We start from the raw sequence: 17,568 nt of genomic DNA on the forward strand, positions 1-17,568 counted from the left end.
GCGGTCCGGCGGCAGGCACCGCGACCCGCGACCGCGCTGACCGGGGGCCAAGTTCGACCCGGCCGTCCCGAAGCGGGCGGCGAGGGGTGAAGATGGTCCCATGACGGAGCCGAACGAGAACGCCGAATCCCACGACACCTCTGCCGACGACGAGCAGCGCGTGGTCGTCGTCGGCCCCGGCGGCATGGCCATCGAGTCCGCGCCCGGCAGCCACGAGGAGCAGCGCTCGCTCACCGACCTCGTCGAGCAGCCGGCCAAGGTCATGCGTATCGGCAGCATGATCAAGCAACTGCTCGACGAGGTGAAGGCCGCGCCGCTCGACGAGGCCAGCCGGCGCCGCCTGGGTGAGATCCACCGCGCGTCCCTCGACGAGCTCGAGGACGGCCTGGCGCCCGAGCTGGTCGACGAGCTCGAGCGGCTGGCGCTGCCGTTCGGCGACGACACCGTGCCCACCGATGCCGAGCTGCGGGTGGCGCAGGCCCAGCTGGTCGGCTGGCTCGAGGGCCTGTTCCACGGCATCCAGACCACGCTGTTCGCGCAGCAGATGGCCGCGCGGGCGCAGCTGGAGCAGATGCGCCGGGCGTTGCCGCCGGGCGTGCAGCTCGCGCCCGGCCAGGCGATGCCGGGCGGCCAGCCTCAGGGCGACGAGGGCGACCAGCGCGGCAGCGGGATGTACCTCTGACGATCCCCGCCGGCGATCCGCTGCTCGAGCGGATCGCCGTGGCGGTCGCCGTCGGCCACACCGAGTCGCGGCCGGCTGCGCGGTCGCAGCTGACCGTGCTGTGGGAGTCGCTCGACGAGCTGGGCGGCGGCCGGCTGCACCGCTGCGTCCTGGCGCACCACCTGGCCGATCTGCAGGACGACGCCGCCGACGAGCTCGCGTGGGACCTGCGCGCGCTGGCGGCCGCCTCCGACGGGTTCGGGGACGCGGGGTTCGACGTCCGCGAATTCGCGGCGTCGCTGCAGCTGAACGTGGCCGACGCGTACCGGCGGCTGGGCGACGTCGCGTCGGCGCGGACGCACGCGGCGCTGGCCCTGGCGGCTTGCGACGACCTCGACGACGACGGCTACGGCCGGATGATCAGGGCCGGGGTGGCCCGCCTGGCCGAGCGGATCGACGCGGTCGACCCGGCCCGGCCACGCGGGTGATGGTGCGAGCCCGTCAGGCGGCGGTGCGGGCGTGGCTCTCGATGACGCCGGCCAGGCGCGGCAGCGCCTCTTCGACGTGCTTCTGCGCCTGCGGGCGCAGCTTGGCGTAGACCTTCTTGACGCTGTCGCGCTGCGACGCCGCGGCCCGGGCGTCGGAGACTCCGAGGAGCGCGTCGGAGATCTCGCTGCGACGGCTCTCGAAGTAGTCGGCGAGCGAGCCACCGCCGGTGGCCTGGAAGTCGGCGTAGAACGGCTCGGCCCGCTCGACGAAGGAGTCGAGCATGTTGTCGATGGTCTCCGGGACGAACCCGGCGTTGATCTTCTTCAGGACCGCGTAGCCGCCCTTGACGGCCATCCCCGAAACGCCGCCCTTGTCGGAGACCTCGGCGTCGACGAGCTGGTGGAGGTCCTTGACGACGGCGGGCCGGCGGCTCGGGTCGAGAAGGATCTCGCGGAGTGTGTCAGCCATGTGGGAAGTGCCCCTCAGTATCGATATCGATCATGTGTGTCAGACGTGCCACGCCACTGTAGAACACGGAGATCAGTGCGGCGAAGAGTGCCTTTTGTCCAATTCGGTACGCCAGGAACTGGTGGGATTCCTGTGACCGGAGTGGCACCGAGGCCGAGCCGTCCACGGCTCGTCAGCCGGGGCCGGCGGCGAAGTAGTCGTCGAGGAGGACGGCCAGGCCGTCGGACTCGACGTCGCCGCAGACGAAGTCGGCGATGGCCTTGACGTCGTCGGGAGCCTGGCCCATGGCCACGCCCACGGCGGCCCAGCGCAGCATCTCGATGTCGTTGTGGCCGTCGCCGACCGCCAGTGCGGCCGACGCCGTCAGGCCGAGCCGGCGTGCCACCTTCGCCAGCCCGGACGCCTTCGAGACGCCTACCGGCATGATGTCGAGCCACGCCGTGTAGCCGATGGCGTAGTCGACGCTGGGCAGGCCGGAGTCGCGGGCGATCTCGCGCAGCCGCTCGCGGTCGCCGTCGGGCCAGCGGACCACCAGTCGCGTGACCGGGTTGGCGACCAGCTCGTCGTGCGGCACCACGGTGACGCGGCCGTCGAGGTCGCCGGTGGGGAACTCGCCGGTCACGCGGTAGCCGCGGCCCAGCTCCTCGACCGCCAGCACCGCGTCGGGGATCTGCTCGGTGAAGTAGCGCACGGTGTCGGTGATGTCGAACGTCTCGATGTCGACCGGTGCCCGCTCGGACACGTCGACCACGACCGCGCCGTTCGAGCAGACCGCGAAGCCGTCCTTCAGCCCCAGCTGGTCGAAGAGCGGCAGCGTCGAGTGCATGGACCGGCCGGTGGCCACGACCACCTGTGCGCCGGAGTCGTGCGCCCGGCGCACGGCCTCGACCACGGGCGGGCGTGGCGGCCGGTGGAACTCGGCGTACGTGACCAGGGTGCCGTCGACGTCGAGCGCGACCAGTGCCGGGCGCCACCCGTTGGTCAGGGTCACGTCGCGACCGGTTCCAGCAGCTCGCGCCCGCCGAGGAACGGCTGCAGCGCCTTCGGCACGTACACCGAGCCGTCGGGCTGCTGGTGGTTCTCGAGCAGCGCCACGAGCCACCGGGTGGTGGCCAGCGTGCCGTTGAGGGTCGCGACCGGGCGGGTACCGGTCTGCGTGCGCTCGCGGACGCCCAGCCTGCGCGCCTGGAACGTGGTGCAGTTCGACGTGGAGGTCAGCTCGAGCCAGCGCTGCTGCGACGGCAGCCAGGCCTCGCAGTCGAACTTGCGCGCCGCGCTGGACCCGAGGTCGCCCGCGGCGACGTCGATGACGCGGTACGGCAGCTCCATGTCGGCCAGCATCTGCTCCTCCCACCCGAGCAGGCGCGCGTGCTCGTCGGCAGCGTCCTCCTCGCGGCAGTAGGAGAACATCTCCACCTTGTGGAACTGGTGAACGCGGATGATCCCGCGGGTGTCCTTTCCGTAAGAACCTGCCTCGCGGCGGTAGCAGGCCGACCAGCCGGCGTAGCGCAGCGGGCCGTCCGAGAGGTCGAGGATCTCGTCGGCGTGGTAGCCGGCCAGCGCGACCTCGCTGGTGCCGACGAGGTAGAGGTCGTCGGCGTCGACGCGGTAGATCTCCTCGGCGTGGGCGCCGAGGAAGCCGGTGCCCTGCATGATCTCGGGGCGCACCAGGGTCGGCGTGATGACCGGCGTGAACCCGGCCGCGGCCGCTGTGGCCATGCCGTGGTTGAGCACGGCCAGCTCGAGCTGGGCGCCGACGCCGGTGAGGAAGTAGAAGCGCGAGCCCGACACCTTCGCGCCGCGCTCGGTGTCGATGGCGCGCAGGCCCTCGCCCAGCTCGAGGTGGTCGCGGACCTTCTCGAGCGCCGGCTTCTCGCCCACCTCGCGGATCACGACGTAGTCGGCCTCGCCGCCGGCCGGGACGCCGTCGAGCACGATGTTCGACGGCACCCGTGCCAGCTCGTCGAGCCGGGCCTGCGCCTCGGCGGCGGCGGCCTCGGCGGTCTTCACCGCGGCGGCGAGATCGCGGGTGCGGGCCAGCAGCTCCTGCTTCTCCTCGGGCGCGGCCTTCGGGATCAGCTTGCCGAGGCTCTTCTGCTCCGCGCGCAGCCGCTCGAACTCCGCCAGGGACGACCGGCGCGACTCGTCGGCCGAGACGATGTCGTCGACGACGGCTTCGCTCTCGCCACGCGCTCGCTGCGAGGCGCGGACACGGTCGGGGTCTTCGCGGATCAGGCGCACATCTAGCACCACCCGAGGGTATCGGGCGGGACGGACGCAGCGCGCGCGGGTTTCGTGCTCGGTCAGCCGGTGACGAGCCGGCGGACGAGGGTGTCGTCGTCCGGTACGTTCTGCTGCGCCGTCAGCCGCGCAGCTGATCCAGCCAGGCCGCGGCGTCGGCGAAGTCGCTGTTGGACGTGCCCGGCAGGACCGGCGGGCGGACGCCGTCGGCGCGTGGATAGGAGCCGAGGAACCGGACGGTCGCGCACACCCGGCGCAGGCCCATCATCGCCTCGCCGACCCGGGCGTCGGCGACGTGGCCCTCGACGTCGATGGCGAAGCAGTAGCGGCCCATGCCGTTGCCGGTCGGGCGCGACTCGATGCGGGTGAGGTTGACGCCGCGGGTGGCGAACTGCTCGAGGATCTCGAGCAGCGCGCCGGGGTGGTCGTCGCGGATGAAGGCGACCAGCGTGGTCTTGTCCGACCCCGTGGGCCGGCCCGGCTTCCCCGGCAGCGTCACGAGCACGAACCGGGTCACCGCGTCGGAGTCCTCGCCGATGTCGACGGCGAGGGCGGCGAGCCCGTACCGCTCGCCGGCCAGCGGGGCGGAGATGGCCGCGTCGTACACCGTGCCATCGGGGCCCGGCGTGCCGTTCGCCACGGAGGCCGCGGCTGCCGCCGTCGACGGCCCGAGCGCGATGGTGGCGTGCGGAAGTTTCGCGGAGACCCAGGCCCGGCACTGCGCCTCGGCCACCGGGTGCGTGACGATGCGCCGCACGTCGGCGAGGTCCGTGCCGGGGCGGGCGAGCAGCGTGAACGTGACCGGCAGCAGCACCTCGGCGGTGATGGCGAGCGGCTCGCCGCGGATCAGCTCGTCGAGAGTGGCGTTGACCGACCCTTCGACGGAGTTCTCGACCGGGACGACGGCACCGGTCACCTCGCCCGTACGCACGGCGTTGATGGCGGCGTGCACCGTCGGCGACGGCTCCAGCGTCGCGCCGGCCAGGGCGGGGAAGCGCAGGGCGGCCGCCTCGGTGAAGGTGGCCTCCGGACCCAGGTAGGCGTAACGCTCGGTCATGTCAGGCAAGACTAGTGTGTCGGCCTGGCCACAATTAGCGTTGTCGTTGCCTTCTGAACGAGCAGGTACGGATACGGTCGACCATGATGGACGTGGAGCGCGCAGGCAGGACCGGCACGCATCCCGGGCCCGTGCGGCGCCGGATGCGGGCGGGCCGGATCCGCATCGCCGGGCTCCTGGCGGCCGTCCTCGCGATTCTGGTGCCGGTGCTGACGGCGTCGCCCGCGGCCGCCGACCCGCCCGCGCCCACCACCGGCTCGGACCCGCAGTTCCGTGTCGTCCTGCTCGGCGTCGCGGGGCTCTCCTGGCCCGACATCACGCCCGAGGGGATGCCGCACCTCTACGAGATGGCCGGCTCCGAGGCGGCGGGCTCGCTGACCGTGCGCACGGTCAGCGCCCGCACCTGCGTGGTCGACGGCTGGCTGACCGTGAGCTCCGGCCGGCGTTCCACGGACCTCATGGACACCGACGGCGACGGCGAGAACGACCGGTTCTGCCGGCAGGCGCCGGAGCCGGCGGCCGCACAGGACGGCCCGGGTGCCGTCGTTCCCGGCTGGGAGCTGCTGCAGCAGCAACAGGAGGACAACTCCTACAACGCCGAGATCGGCCTGCTCGGCGACCGGCTCGCCGAGGCCGGCGTGTGTGCGACGGCGGTCGGCCCCGGCGCGGCGCTGGCGCTGGCCGACTCCACGGGCAGGGTCCCGGCCTACCATCCGTACTCCGGCGAGCTCGGCTCCGGGCTGCTGAGCGAGTGCCCGGTCACCGTCGTCGACCTCGGCGGCCTCCCCAACCCGGCACCGCGCGGCAGCGACGAGGCCGCCGTCCAAGCCGCCCTCGACTCGCGACGGCAGGCCGCGGCCGGCATCGACATGCTCATCGGGCGGGTCACCGAGCAGCTGCCGCCCGACACCGCGCTGATGATCGCCGGGCTGGCCGACAGCATCGCCACTCCGATCCCGCTGCCCGACGAGCCCACGCCCGTCCCGCCGGCCGGGCTGCGGGCGGCGCTGGCCTCGGGTCCGGTCGCCGACGGCGGCACCTTCGGCCCGAACTGGCTGACGTCGTCGTCGACGCTGTGGCCGGGGCTGGTGCAGCTGACCGACGTCGCGCCGACGCTGCTCGCCTACGCCGGCGTCGAGAACCCCTCGCAGGACGTGGTCGGACGGCCGTGGCGTCAGGCCGACGCCCACCCGGGCACCTCTGCCGGCACGGTGGCGGAGCTGATCGGCGTCGATCGTGCGGCGGACATCTACCGCGACCAGTCCGGGCCGTTCTTCCAGATCCTCGGCGGGCTGCTGCTGGCCGTGTTCGCGGCGGCGGTGCTGGCGCTGCGGCGCGGCGTGTCGTTCCGTCCGGCCGTCCTGCGAACCGTGCAGGTGGTGGCCGTGCTGGCGGCCGCCGCGCCGGTCGCGTCGTACCTGGCGAACATCAGCCGCTGGTGGCGCTACGACGAGCCGAACACCGTCCTGTGGACCTCGATCGTGCTCATCTCCATCGCCCTGGCGGTGATGGCGCTGGCCGGCCCGTGGCGGCGCCGGGTCTACGGCCCGCCCGGTGTGGTGGCCGGCGTGACGGCCACGGTGCTGGCGGTCGACGTCGCCAGCGGGTCCAGCCTGCAGCAGTCCAGCCTGCTCGGACTGTCGCCGCTGGTGGCCGGGCGGTTCTACGGCTTCGGCAACATCCCGTTCGCCATCTTCGTGGTCGCCGGCCTGGTGGCCGCGGCGGCGCTGGGCCAGTGGCTGCTCGACACCGGCCGGTCCCGCCGGTTCGCCGCGGGCGCTGTCACCGTCGTCGGCATGATCGCGGTCGTCATCGACGGCGCCCCGCAGGCCGGCGCCGACGTCGGCGGCATCCTGGCCGCCATCCCCGGCTTCGCGGTGCTGGTGATCGGCGCGTACGGCGCCCGGGTGACGGTGTCGAAGCTGCTGCTGGCCGGCCTCGGCGCGACGGCGCTGTTCGGGCTGTTCGCGTTCCTCGACTGGCTGCGGCCGGCCGGCTCGCGAACCCACTTCGGCAGCTTCTTCGCCGATCTGCTCTCCGGCGACGCGCTGACGGTGATCATCCGGAAGGCCGAGGCGTCGCTCGGCACGCTGGAGCGCTGGCCCATCTACGGCTGGCTGGTGCCGCTGGCGTTCCTGGTCATCCTGTGGCTGGTGCGGCCCGACGGCGAGAACGCGGTGAGCCGCACGGTGCAGTACTGGTCGTTGTTCCGCTACCTCGTGTGGGCGGCGCTGCTGACCGGCGCGGCCGGGTTCGCCGCCAACGACTCCGGCATCATCGTGCCGGCGCTGCTGCTCACTGTCGGCGTGCCGCTGGGCGTGGCCGCGGTGGCCGCCGCCCAGCGGCTGTCGCCCGTACCGGCCCGCGACCCGAGCGAACTGCTGACGCCGTCGTCGTAGGCCGGCTCTTCTAGAGGGCGGCGACTCGGGCCAGCAGGCGCGACTCCTCGTCCGTCGTGAGGGGCACCTCGAGCACCCGCAGCCACTCGGCCAGCTCGCCGTCGCGCAGCGGCCGGTGCTCGGTGGCCTCGCCGGGGCGGCGGACGGTCACCGTCCGGTGCGTGACCATGACGTGCCGGCCCGGCAGGTGCTTGCCGACCATGAGGCCGGTCAGGAAGTGGATGCCGGGGAACGTGCTCGTGTAGTGGTGCGCCATCACGACGTCGATGGGCTTGACCTCGTACTCGTCGGTCGTGTGGGCGAGCTCCCAGCCGGCCTCGCGGAAGCGCTGCAGGCCCCAGAGGCCGTCGCCGGTGCTGACGACGCGGTAGGGCCAGCCGTCCTGGTCGGACTCCGCGCCGTCGGTCATCGGGATCGGCCGCAGCAGGCTCATGCCGAACCCGGGGTCGCACAGCAGCCGCTCGCCGTCGAGCACCACCTCGACGACCATGTGGCTGCGGCCCTGCTGGGTGCCGGCGGCGGGGTCGCCCACACGGCCGAGGTGCCGGCGGACGTCGTAGCCCAGCCGCTCCAGCGCGGCGGCGACGACGGTGGCGTGCTCGAAGCAGTAGCCGCCCCGGCCGAGCCCGGCGAACTTCCCCTGCACGGCCTCGATGCCCACGCCCGGATGCTGCTCGAGCAGCACATCGACGTTGTCGAAGGTGAAGGCGCGCACATGTGCCTCGTGCAGCTCGTCGAGCGCCTCGCGGCTCGGCTCCCGCTCGGGGACCCCGAGCCGTTTCAGATAGCCGGCCAGGTCGAGCCGGTCGATCTCCCACGGATCAGCCATGCGCCTACCGTAGGGCAGTCAGGCTCCCGGCTCGGGGTGAGCAGGTACGGAACCGGCGGCGACATGCTGATGCTGTGGTGAGTGCCCGGTCTCGCCTCTTGGACCTCGCTCTCGAGGACCTCGTCGACGAACGGCGAGCTCACCCGCAGCGTCCAGTCCGACGCCGCCCCGAAGCTCGCCGCGAGCGTTCCGTCGCTCTCGGTGCCGCCGGATCACAGCGTCGCGCCGCCGGCGCCGGCGATCACGACCTCGGCATCGGGCACGGGGGCGTTCGTGCAGGGGCCGGCGACCAGCCGAGCCGCACGCCGCCATGCGGCGCTCAGACCCGGCGGAACCGGGCCGGGGCGGACGGGCGGATGCCGCGCGTCACCAGAGCGCGCATGACGTGCGCGTACTGCTTGCCGCGGTGCATCTGGGCCTTGAGGTCGGTGCCGGTGACCCGGTGGTGGAAGTCGACGTCGATCTCGACCACGCGGAATCCCGCCCGCAGCAGGTCGATCGTCAGGCCGGTCTCGACGCCGAAGCCCTGGGCGAGGGGCAGGGCGGCCTCGAACGCGGCACGGGTGAGGCAGCGCTGGCCCGACAGCGGCTGCCGCGGCGTCCAGCCGGTGGCCCGCTCGATGCCGGTGCGGGCGAGATCGACCACGAGACCGCGTCCGCCGCCCTCGGTCTTCTGCGCCGGCAGGACGCCGATGGTCATGTCCGCCTCGCCGTTCAGCACCGGCGTCACCAGCGGGGCGGCGTTGCCCGCCGTCGACTCGAGGTCGCCGTCGAGGAAGAGCAGCGCCCGGGGCGCGGCGCGGCCGGCCTCGCGCGCCTCGATGGCCGCCAGCGCGGTCGCTCCGGTCTCCATGGCGGCGGCCTTGCCCTGGTTGCGGGCGTGCCCGACGACGACGGCGCCGGCGTCCGTGGCCGTCGCTGCGGTGCGGTCGGTGGAGCCGTCGTCGACCACGATGACGAGATCGACCCCTGGGATCGCGATGGTCGCCGCGACGGTGGCGGCGATGCGGTCCTGCTCGTCCTTGGCGGGGATGATCGCGGCCACGCCGTCCGCGCGGCGGTCGTCGGTGGTCATGGGTGCCAAGCCTAGAGGCTGCCAGCCGACCGCAGGGTCCGACGCCGGTCTTCGACGAAACAGGGTCGCCGTCGTGCCGAGGGGGCAACCGCCGGGCCGCTCGCGTAGCCTCGGCTCACCATGACAACCGTGTCCACCGTCGACGCCGCCGACTCGGAGGTCGGGCGGCTGCGCACCGTCATGCTCCACCGCCCGGGGCCGGAGCTGAAGCGGCTCACGCCGCGCAACAACGACAAGCTGCTCTTCGACGGCATCCCGTGGGTGGGCCGCGCGCAGGACGAGCACGACGCCTTCGCCGACACGCTGCGCGGCCACGGTGTCGAGGTCCTGTACCTCGCCGAGCTGTTGGCGCAGACGCTGGCCGACGAGGCCGCCCGGTACGAGTGCATCGAGGCGGCGCTGGCCGACCCGCGCCACGGCGACACCCTGCGCGGCGTGCTGCGCTCGCACCTGGGCGGGCTGCAGCCCGACGACCTCGCGCAGGTGCTCATGGCCGGCCTGGCACACGACGAGCTGCGCACCGGCCGCGGGCTGGCGTTCGAGCTGATGGACCGGCACGACTTCGTCATCGACCCGCTGCCCAATCTGCTGTTCACCCGCGACTCCAGCGTGCGCATCGGCGACCACGTGGCCGTCACCAGCCTGGCCATGGCGGCGCGGCGGCGCGAGACCAGCCTGACGTCGGCCATCTACCGGCACCACCCGCGCTTCGCCGGCGGCAAGACGGTCTACGGGCCGGAGCTCGAGAACCTCGAGGGCGGCGACGTGCTGCTGCTGGCGCCCGGCGTCGTGGCGGTGGGCACCGGCGAGCGGACCACCCCGGCCGGGGTCGAGCGGCTGGCCCGCAACGTGCTGGGCGCCGGCCTCGCGCACACCGTGCTGGCCGTCCCGATCGCGCAGGACCGCGCCACGATGCACCTCGACACCGTCCTCACCATGGTCGACGAGGACGCGATCGTCATGTACCCGAACGTCGCCGACGAGCTGACGGCGGTCGGGCTGCGGTGGTCCGGCGACGACCTCGTCATCGACGGCGAGCCGGCGCCGTTCGTCGAGGTGGCCGCCGCAGCCATGGGCATCGACGCGCTGCGCATCGTCGAGACCGGCCTCGACCCCGTCACCGCCGAGCGCGAGCAGTGGGACGACGGCAACAACACCCTCGCCATCGGGCCGCGGCTGGCCGTCGCCTACGAGCGCAACACCGAGACCAACGCCCGGCTCGAGGACGCCGGCATCGAGGTGCTGCGCATCCCGGGCAGCGAGCTGGGATCAGGCCGCGGCGGCCCGCGCTGCATGTCCTGCCCGATCCGCCGCGACTCCCTGGCGGCGCTGCCCGGCGCACGCTGACGCCGTCGCTACCTCGTGCCACGGCACCCCTTCACAAGGTGCGAACCGGACCAATCGCGAGAAGTCGTCATTGGGTGGACCTTCTCCCGCCGGATGACGGTAAACTCCGAAGTGACCCCGGTCGCTCGTGTTCCCCCGTCGTGAGCGGTCGGGGTCTTCTCTGCCCGGATGTCCCCGGCGTCAGCGGATGGTGACCTGCCGGTTGGCCAGGCCCGACCGCGCGCGGCGCTGCTCGCCGGTCAGCGGGGTCCGGTCGGCCACGGCCGCGGCGAGGCGTTCACCCAGCGCGGCGGCGGGTTCCTCGACGGCGTCGGCGGTGGTGCCGTCGACCAGATCCCACACGGGGACGAGGAGGCCGGACGCCCGGAACGTGCCCAGCAGCCGGGTGCCCTCGCCGAGGGTGTCGTCGCCGGCGGCGTGCAGCCGGGCCAGCCCGTCGAGGAGGGGCTCCTCGTCGTACGGCAGCACCCAGCGCACCTGGTCGCGGTCGCCGAGGCTGCACCAGTAGGCGGCCTCGACGGAGCTCAGCCGCGCGGCCGGCACGATGGCCGAGTTCGCCTCCTCGAGCGCCGACTTCGCGTCGGAGCCGGTGTCCGACTCGGGATCCAACCAGTAGTCGAATCCGTCGTGAACCGTGACCTGGAATTCCGCGTCGACGTCGATGACGTCGTGCAGCCGCGGCGCGTCGGGCGTGCGCGGGCCGGGGCTGACGGTGCTGCCCGGCTCGGCCTGCAGCGCCGTCGTCAGCGTGTGGCCGAGGTCGGCCGCGGGGTCGCCGGTGGAGGTCATCGTCTGCAGCGCCAGCAGGATCTCGCCGTTGTCGCGCACCAGGGCGGGGAAGGCGCCCGGGAGCAGCGTGCACAGCAGGACGGAGCGGTCGTCGCCGGACGCGAGCCGCAGTGGCGCCGTCGCGGCGGAGACGATCTCGCGCATGGCGACCCAGTCGCACTCGCCCGGCAGGCCGGCGAACGGGCGGACGACGTACTGCCGCTCGGCCTCGCGGGCCTTCTTGCCGTGGCAGACCTTGTAGCGCTTGCCCGAGCCGCACGGGCACGGCTGGCGGGGGCCGACGACGGGAACCTCGGTAGTGGCACTCACGGAAGGCGAGCGTACATCGTCGCCGGCCGCGAGGTCCGACGCCGGTCCAGGACGAACAGCCGGTCGCGATGAGAAGGTGTGAGCGGGACGCCGCGACGGCGCCGGCCGGGGCTCAGGCGGCCGGGTTCCAGGGGCCGACGACGGCGTGCACCGTCACCCGGCCGGGCTCGGACCGGACCCGCCACTCGCGGGCGATGGCGTCGACGATGGACAGGCCGCGGCCCTGGTCCTCGGTGGACGTGGGCTGGCGCACCTGTGGGCGCTCGGAGCCGCCGCCGTCGCTGACCTCGATGAGGACGTCGTCGCCCAGGACCGCCCACTGCAGCACGACCCCCGTGCGGGTGCTGCTCAGCGGCAGCGGCTGAGCATGCAGGATGGCGTTGGTGACGAGCTCGGTGACGACGATCAGAGCGTTCTCGATGACCGTCGGCGAGATGTTGGTGTTGCGCAGATCCTCGGCCACCAGATGACGGGCGTGAGGGACGTTGCTGACCTCGCCGGTCAGCTCGACCGAGCGTGCACTGTTGGATCGGGCCTCACGCCTCGTGGCCACGACTCGACCCACAGCCAGATCTCCCTTCACCGGACCCACGCCACCCGCATCCAGTGGTGCCCACTGCACGACTCTGCCAAACCTCCCGACAGTGAACCATTCGCCACACGCTCCCGTCCATATGTTGAGATGAGAGTTTGCCGATTCTCCGTCGCCGCAGGCGAGCGCCTTGGTAGCCGTGCATCTGCATGTGCACCATAGATCACCAGCGCGTTTGTCTGATCTTGGGTCACCGCCGTCGCGGTTGCGTGGCGATCAGGATGCCCCCATCGCACAGATATGTCCGACCGTGACATTTCCTTCCGTGCCGAAGTGGCGGATCGACCGCTAGGTTAGAGCGGGGCGGAGAGGATGACGATGTGGACTCACTCCCGGTCTTCGGGACAACGTGGAGCGGAAGGTGATCGGACCGGGGGCGCGTCGGGCGACGCCATGACCGACGCTACCGGGACCGATGCGCACGTCCAGGCTGACACGCGCGACCCGGTGTCGTGGTTCGAGCCCGGCGTGGCCGTGCCGCCCATCCCGCTGCGCCGCAACGGCGTGGCCGCGGTTGCGAGCGCCGACGATGCGGGTGAGACTCAGTCGCGACCGGGCGAGGAGGACGCGCCGTCGCCCGACGGCGAGTCAGGGGCACATGCGGTAGCAGGAACCGAGGCGGAGCCGGAGCGAACACTGGACGTTCAGCCGCCCAACACCACCGGGCTCGACGGTGAGGCGCTGCGCGAGAGCCTGGCACTGGTCGAGGACCACCTCGACGCCGTCGGTGTCGACTTCTACGCGCAGCTGTTCACCATCGCCCCCGAGTCGCGCGAGCTGTTCGGCGCCGGCATGGCGGTGCAGCGCTCGCGTCTGGTCGGCGCGCTCGTGAGCATCGTCGGCAGCGCCGACGACCGCGACACCCTCGTCCCGTACCTCGAGGGCCTGGGCCGCGACCATCGCAAGTTCGGCGTCATCGACCAGCACTACGCCCCGGTCGGCACGGCGCTCGTCCTGGCCATCCGGCGGGCGCTGGGCGACCAGTGGACCCCGCGGTTCGAGTCGGCCTGGATCGAGGCCTATGACCGCATCGCGGCCATCATGGTCGGCGCCGCCCGCCGCGACGCCGTCATCTCGCCGCCCTGGTGGGACGCCGAGGTGGTCTACCACCGGCGCATCCTCGACGACCTCGCGATCATGCAGGTGCGCCCGCACACCGACTACCCGTACCGGCCCGGCCAGTACACGTACCTCACGACGCCGCGGCGGCCGAAGATCTGGCGGGCCTACTCCATGGCCTCCGCTCCCCGCGACGACGGCCTGCTCGAGTTCCACGTGCGCACCGTCGGGGCGGGCTGGGTCAGCAGCGCGCTGGTCTGGCGCACCGAGCCCGGCGACATCCTGCACCTGGGCGCCCCCCAGGGGCACGACGTCGCCACGCCGCGGTCGGAGCACGACCTGCTGTGCATCACGGGAGGCACCGGCATCGCGCCCGTGCTGGCCACGCTGCAAGAGCTCGAGCAGCGCCAGGACGGACGGCGGGTGCACGTCTTCTACGCCGGGCGCGACCGCGACCACCTGTACGCGCTGCCGCACCTCGAGTCCATCGGGGTGCGCTACCGGCGGCTGACGGTGGTCCCCGTGGTGTCGCCCGACGGCCCCACCGACCGCAGTCCCGACCTCATGGGCAACATCGTCTCGGCCTACGGCGACTGGCGCAAGCACCGCGTCTACGTCGCCGGCCCGACGACCATGGTGGCCACGAGTCTCGAGCGGCTGCGCGAGCAGGGCGTCCCCGACGAGCAGATCGTCGTCGACGACTACGGTCTCTGGTGAGGCTGGTCTCCTTTCCCGTGCGGGCCTCGCCGCTGCCCGGGACCTCGCGGTCTGCGTCGCTCTAGCCCTCTCTAGCTGTCGCGCTAGAGAGTCGTAGACGACCCGATGCACCGTCAGACGGTGGCGTGCTTGCGCAGGTAGATGCCGAAGTGCGGGACGGTGAAGGCGATGGTGCCGCGCTCGGCGGAGTAGACCAGCCCCTTCTTGATCAGCGAGTCGCGGGCCGGCGACAACGACGACGGCTTGCGGCCGAGGTAGGTGGCGACGTCCGAGGTGGGGACGACGCCGTGGGTGTCGTCGGACAGCGCGGCCATGGCCCGCAGGTACTCGCGCTCCGCCGGGGTGGCGCGCTCGTATCGCGACCCGAAGAACCCGACCGCCAGCTCGGCCTGGGCCTCCGGCGCGGCCATGCGGACGTCGTCGGCGCCGATGGGGTCGGTGGGGGCGTTGTCCCAGGTGACCTTGCCGTAGGCCTGCACGAAGTACGGGTAGCCCTCGGTCGCCTCGTAGAGCGCGTCCAGGGCGGCCGGCTCGTAGGTCACGCCCTCGTCCGACGCGGGTGCGACGAGCGCGCGGTCGGCGGCCTCGCGGTCGAGGCGGTCGATGCGCACGTACCGGAACAGCCGCTCGGAGTACGACTTCGACGCCGACAGGACGGCGGGCAGGTGCGGCAGCCCGGCGCCGACGACCACCAGCGGCAGGCCCTGCTGCGAGAGCTCGTGGCAGGCGGCGCAGAGAGCGGACACGTCGGGTGCGGGGATGTCCTGCATCTCGTCGACGAACAGCGCGATGCCGACCCCGACGTCGCGGGCCACGCCGGCGGCGTCGACCAGCAGCTCGACGAGGTCGACCTCGATGTCTCCGGTGTCGGCCCGCCCCGTGGCGGCGGGGACGTCGATGCCCGGCTGCCAGCGGTCGCGCAGCTTGGCGTCGTCGCCGGCCGAGCGCAGCGCGAACGCCTTGAGCACCCCGAGGAAGCCGTCGACGCGGTCCGGGTCGCGGTGGCGCGGGGTCAGCTCGCGCACCGCCATGTGCAGGGCGCTCGCCAGGGGCCGGCGCAGCGACTGGTCCGGCCGGGCCTCGATCTTCCCGGTCCCCCACATGCGGCCGATGGCCTGCGACCGCAGCGCGTTCAGCAGGACGGTCTTGCCGACGCCGCGCAGACCGGTGAGCACGAGCGAGCGCTCGGGTCGCCCGCGCGCGATCCGCTCGAGCACGACGTCGAACTGTTGCAGCTCGCGGTCGCGGCCGGCCAGCTCGGGCGGGCGCTGACCGGCGCCGGGGGCGTAGGGATTGCGCACCGGGTCCATGATCGGACTCTATGGTGTCGTCTAGCGGGAACCGTAGATTTCGCTAGACGACCCCATAGGCGTGTCGTGATTCCCCGTCCGCCACGATTCAGACGGGTTCGCGGAACGGGTCGTGCTCGGCGATCAGCTTGTCCACGCGGGCCTGGTCCAGCCGCTTCGTCAGCGCGGCGTCCTCCTGCTGGTCGCCGTCGCGCCGGCGATCAGCACCAGCGCGGTGTTGTGCAGCAGCGGCGGCGTGACGGCGCCCCGCTCGGCCACGTTGGCCAGCCCGATGACCGCCGACGAGGGCAGCGCGGCCACCCAGCCGTACACCAGCGCCCAGCCGATGACCGGCGCGACCACCCAGAAGACGGGCAGCGTCTGGGCGCCCCGCTCGACGGCGGCCTCCAGCTGCAGCGGACGGGTGGCGACGATGGCGGCGGCCGCGACCAGCAGGTCGACGGTGAGCAGCGGCCAGCGCCGGGCTCCCGGCCGGCGGTACCAGGCGAACGTCAGCGCCGTCCAGAGCCCGAGCCCGGCCAGCACCAGCCAGGCGGCCGTCACGTGCCGGTAGTCGTCGAGAGCGAAGGCGTAGAGGGCGGCCGCATAGAGCACCGAGAACGTGCGGAACACCGCGAGCGCGCGCCACCACTGCTCCTCGTACCCCGGCAGCGCGGCGCCCACGGCGTCATCGTCGTGAGCGGTCCGGACGTTTCGCCCGGTCTGTCGGTGCCGCCGCCTAGGCTCGTCCCATGTCCTGGTACCGGCCCGTGGCGGTCGCGCCCGAGCTGCGCGACGCGCTGGTCTGCGGCTGGACGGCGCAGGTCGACGGCGTCGAGGTGCTGGTGCCCGACGGCTGCATCGACGTCATGTGGCTGGCCGACGGCCGGGTCGTCGTGTGTGGCCCCGAGACCGCGGCCTGGCCGGTCACCACGCCGCCGGGCACCGAGGCCGTCGGGGTCCGGTTCCGGCCCGGCGTCGCGCCCGGCGTGCTGAACACCCCGGCGCATGTGCTGCTCGACACCCGGGTCGGGCTCGACGACGTCCTCGGCCCCGGCGCGCGGGCCCTGGCGCGCGAGGTCACCGACGCCGGCACCGCCGACGCGCGGCTGGCGCTCCTGACGGCGGCCGCCCGGCACTGGCTGGGCGACGCCGGCGGCCCCGACCCGCTGGCGTCCTGGACAGTGCGGGTGCTCAGCCGGCGCAACAGCAGCATCGCCGAGCTCGCCGACGCCGCCGGGCTCACCGACCGGCACCTGCAGCGGCGCAGCCGGGCCGCGTTCGGCTATCCGCCCTCCATGCTGAGGGTCATCCTGCGGCTGCAGCGGTTCATGGCGCTGGCCCGCGCCCCGGGCAACGCCGCGCTCGGGCTGGCCGAGCTCGCGCATCTGGCCGGCTACAGCGACCAGGCGCACCTCTCCCACGACTGCCGCCGCATCGCCTCCCGCACGCCCAGCGAACTGCTGGCCGGCCAGGCGCCCGACTGGCACGGCCCCGGCTCGGTGGTCGACCCCGCGGGCGGCGCGTCAGCCGCGCCGCGGTCCACGACACCGGCTGCGGCGTGAGCCGCACGCTGCCGCCGTCCGCCCGCACCTCCACGTCGGGCGGCACCACGCGGTCCGGGCTGACGGCTCGATGTCCGATCGGTACAAGCGCCGCCGCCCGCGGCCGCGTCAGGGTGGAGGCATGACCGACATCGCTGACCGCTACCGGCGGCTGGCCGCCACGCTGACCCGCCGCATCGAGTCCGTCCCGGACGACCGCTGGGAGTCGCCGTCGCCATGCGAGGGCTGGACCACGCGCGACGTCGTCGCGCACCTGGTCGACTGGCACCACGGCGTCGCGAAGCTCGGCGAGCTGACACTGCCCCAGGGGCCCTCGGCCGCCGACGACCCCGTCGCGGCCTGGCGGCACACCCGCGACGCCATGCAGGAGCTGCTCGACGACCCCGAGCGTGCGAACACCCCGTACGAGGGCATGTTCGGCCCGACGACGGTGGCCGCGACGGCCGACCAGTTCCTCGGCTTCGACCTCGTGGTGCACGGCTGGGACATCGCCCGCGGCGCCGGCCTCGACGACACCATCCCGGCCGAGGACGTCGAGGAGCTGCTGCCCATGGTCCGCGCCCTCGGCGACAACCTGCGCCGGCCCGGTGTCTGCGGCCCCGAGGTCCCGGTGCCCGACGACGCCGACGACCAGACCAAGCTCCTGGGGCTGCTCGGCCGCCGTCGCTGAAGGCGGACAATG

The 17,568-nt window shown here is 73.2% G+C and carries 17 protein-coding genes; 7 read left to right on the top strand and 10 right to left on the bottom strand.

What is annotated here, in order from left to right; genetic code table 11:
* Positions 1–100 precede the first annotated feature (100 nt).
* The gene (locus E1212_RS03535) at positions 101–682 is read left to right on the top strand and encodes a bacterial proteasome activator family protein (RefSeq protein ID WP_131979189.1); all 582 of its coding nucleotides are present in this window, start codon (positions 101–103) and stop codon (positions 680–682) included.
* A gap of 38 nt (positions 683–720) precedes the next feature.
* Complete coding sequence (locus E1212_RS03540; RefSeq protein ID WP_131979192.1) at positions 721–1,149, top strand: hypothetical protein; 429 nt, start codon at positions 721–723, stop codon at positions 1,147–1,149.
* A gap of 13 nt (positions 1,150–1,162) precedes the next feature.
* Here the strand turns inward: E1212_RS03540 and E1212_RS03545 are convergent, their stop codons facing one another.
* From E1212_RS03545 to pheA, 4 genes are all read right to left on the bottom strand, one after another.
* Positions 1,163–1,618 (bottom strand): DUF6918 family protein, encoded by a 456-nt coding sequence (locus E1212_RS03545; RefSeq protein ID WP_131979195.1) that lies wholly within the window; start codon positions 1,616–1,618, stop codon positions 1,163–1,165.
* A gap of 172 nt (positions 1,619–1,790) precedes the next feature.
* The gene (locus E1212_RS03550; protein ID WP_131979198.1) at positions 1,791–2,609 is read right to left on the bottom strand and encodes an HAD family hydrolase; all 819 of its coding nucleotides are present in this window, start codon (positions 2,607–2,609) and stop codon (positions 1,791–1,793) included.
* Positions 2,606–3,868, bottom strand: coding sequence for a serine--tRNA ligase (serS, locus tag E1212_RS03555; RefSeq protein WP_131979201.1), 1,263 nt, complete (start codon positions 3,866–3,868; stop codon positions 2,606–2,608). Before serS ends, E1212_RS03550 begins: the two co-directional genes overlap by 4 nt.
* 112 nt (positions 3,869–3,980) lie before the next feature.
* A complete protein-coding gene (gene pheA / locus E1212_RS03560) occupies positions 3,981–4,916 on the bottom strand; it encodes a prephenate dehydratase (protein WP_131979204.1) in 936 nt (311 codons plus the stop codon).
* Positions 4,917–5,008: 92 nt separating this feature from the next.
* Here pheA and E1212_RS03565 point away from each other — a divergent pair, with 92 nt between their 5' ends.
* Positions 5,009–7,315 carry a hypothetical protein gene (locus E1212_RS03565; protein ID WP_131979207.1) on the top strand — a complete coding sequence of 769 codons (2,307 nt, stop codon included), beginning with the start codon at positions 5,009–5,011 and terminating at the stop codon, positions 7,313–7,315.
* Positions 7,316–7,325: 10 nt separating this feature from the next.
* Here the strand turns inward: E1212_RS03565 and E1212_RS03570 are convergent, their stop codons facing one another.
* On the bottom strand, positions 7,326–8,144 hold the full coding sequence (locus E1212_RS03570) for an arylamine N-acetyltransferase family protein (protein WP_203416305.1): 819 nt from the start codon (positions 8,142–8,144) through the stop codon (positions 7,326–7,328).
* A gap of 319 nt (positions 8,145–8,463) precedes the next feature.
* On the bottom strand, positions 8,464–9,219 hold the full coding sequence (locus tag E1212_RS03575) for a glycosyltransferase family 2 protein (RefSeq protein WP_131979209.1): 756 nt from the start codon (positions 9,217–9,219) through the stop codon (positions 8,464–8,466).
* A gap of 120 nt (positions 9,220–9,339) precedes the next feature.
* Between E1212_RS03575 and E1212_RS03580 the strand changes: the two genes are divergently transcribed.
* Positions 9,340–10,566, top strand: a complete 1,227-nt coding sequence (locus E1212_RS03580) for an arginine deiminase (protein WP_131979211.1) — start codon at positions 9,340–9,342, stop codon at positions 10,564–10,566.
* 180 nt (positions 10,567–10,746) lie between these two features.
* On the opposite strand, the gene E1212_RS03585 is transcribed toward E1212_RS03580, so the two are convergent.
* Together E1212_RS03585 and E1212_RS03590 are read right to left on the bottom strand one after the other, a co-directional pair.
* The gene (locus E1212_RS03585) at positions 10,747–11,664 is read right to left on the bottom strand and encodes a DUF5926 family protein (RefSeq protein WP_131979214.1); all 918 of its coding nucleotides are present in this window, start codon (positions 11,662–11,664) and stop codon (positions 10,747–10,749) included.
* A 112-nt stretch (positions 11,665–11,776) separates the two neighbouring features.
* Entirely contained in the window at positions 11,777–12,217 is a 441-nt protein-coding gene (locus E1212_RS03590) for an ATP-binding protein (protein WP_162605288.1), read from the bottom strand.
* Positions 12,218–12,649: 432 nt separating this feature from the next.
* Here E1212_RS03590 and E1212_RS03595 point away from each other — a divergent pair, with 432 nt between their 5' ends.
* Positions 12,650–14,032 carry a globin domain-containing protein gene (locus E1212_RS03595; RefSeq protein ID WP_162605289.1) on the top strand — a complete coding sequence of 461 codons (1,383 nt, stop codon included), beginning with the start codon at positions 12,650–12,652 and terminating at the stop codon, positions 14,030–14,032.
* Between the two features lie 113 nt (positions 14,033–14,145).
* On the opposite strand, the gene E1212_RS03600 is transcribed toward E1212_RS03595, so the two are convergent.
* Entirely contained in the window at positions 14,146–15,342 is a 1,197-nt protein-coding gene (locus E1212_RS03600) for an AAA family ATPase (protein ID WP_131979222.1), read from the bottom strand.
* A 159-nt stretch (positions 15,343–15,501) separates the two neighbouring features.
* Positions 15,502–16,005, bottom strand: a complete 504-nt coding sequence (locus tag E1212_RS03605) for a DUF5931 domain-containing protein (RefSeq protein WP_131979225.1) — start codon at positions 16,003–16,005, stop codon at positions 15,502–15,504.
* 68 nt (positions 16,006–16,073) lie between these two features.
* Between E1212_RS03605 and E1212_RS03610 the strand changes: the two genes are divergently transcribed.
* Entirely contained in the window at positions 16,074–16,886 is an 813-nt protein-coding gene (locus tag E1212_RS03610) for a helix-turn-helix domain-containing protein (protein WP_131979228.1), read from the top strand.
* 121 nt (positions 16,887–17,007) lie between these two features.
* Positions 17,008–17,556 carry a TIGR03086 family metal-binding protein gene (locus tag E1212_RS03615; protein WP_131979231.1) on the top strand — a complete coding sequence of 183 codons (549 nt, stop codon included), beginning with the start codon at positions 17,008–17,010 and terminating at the stop codon, positions 17,554–17,556.
* Positions 17,557–17,568: the final 12 nt, after the last annotated feature.

It is taken from the genome of Jiangella ureilytica (assembly GCF_004348545.1).
Lineage (GTDB): Bacteria > Actinomycetota > Actinomycetes > Jiangellales > Jiangellaceae > Jiangella > Jiangella ureilytica.

Coding starts and splice junctions, on each gene's coding strand:
- E1212_RS03535 (WP_131979189.1), top strand. CDS start 101: ATGACGGAGCCGAACGAGAACGCCGAATCCCACGACACCTCTGCCGAC.
- E1212_RS03545 (WP_131979195.1), bottom strand. CDS start 1,618: ATGGCTGACACACTCCGCGAGATCCTTCTCGACCCGAGCCGCCGGCCC.
- pheA (WP_131979204.1), bottom strand. CDS start 4,916: ATGACCGAGCGTTACGCCTACCTGGGTCCGGAGGCCACCTTCACCGAG.
- E1212_RS03570 (WP_203416305.1), bottom strand. CDS start 8,144: ATGGCTGATCCGTGGGAGATCGACCGGCTCGACCTGGCCGGCTATCTG.
- E1212_RS03575 (WP_131979209.1), bottom strand. CDS start 9,219: ATGACCACCGACGACCGCCGCGCGGACGGCGTGGCCGCGATCATCCCC.
- E1212_RS03580 (WP_131979211.1), top strand. CDS start 9,340: ATGACAACCGTGTCCACCGTCGACGCCGCCGACTCGGAGGTCGGGCGG.
- E1212_RS03595 (WP_162605289.1), top strand. CDS start 12,650: ATGACCGACGCTACCGGGACCGATGCGCACGTCCAGGCTGACACGCGC.
- E1212_RS03600 (WP_131979222.1), bottom strand. CDS start 15,342: ATGGACCCGGTGCGCAATCCCTACGCCCCCGGCGCCGGTCAGCGCCCG.
- E1212_RS03610 (WP_131979228.1), top strand. CDS start 16,074: ATGTCCTGGTACCGGCCCGTGGCGGTCGCGCCCGAGCTGCGCGACGCG.
- E1212_RS03615 (WP_131979231.1), top strand. CDS start 17,008: ATGACCGACATCGCTGACCGCTACCGGCGGCTGGCCGCCACGCTGACC.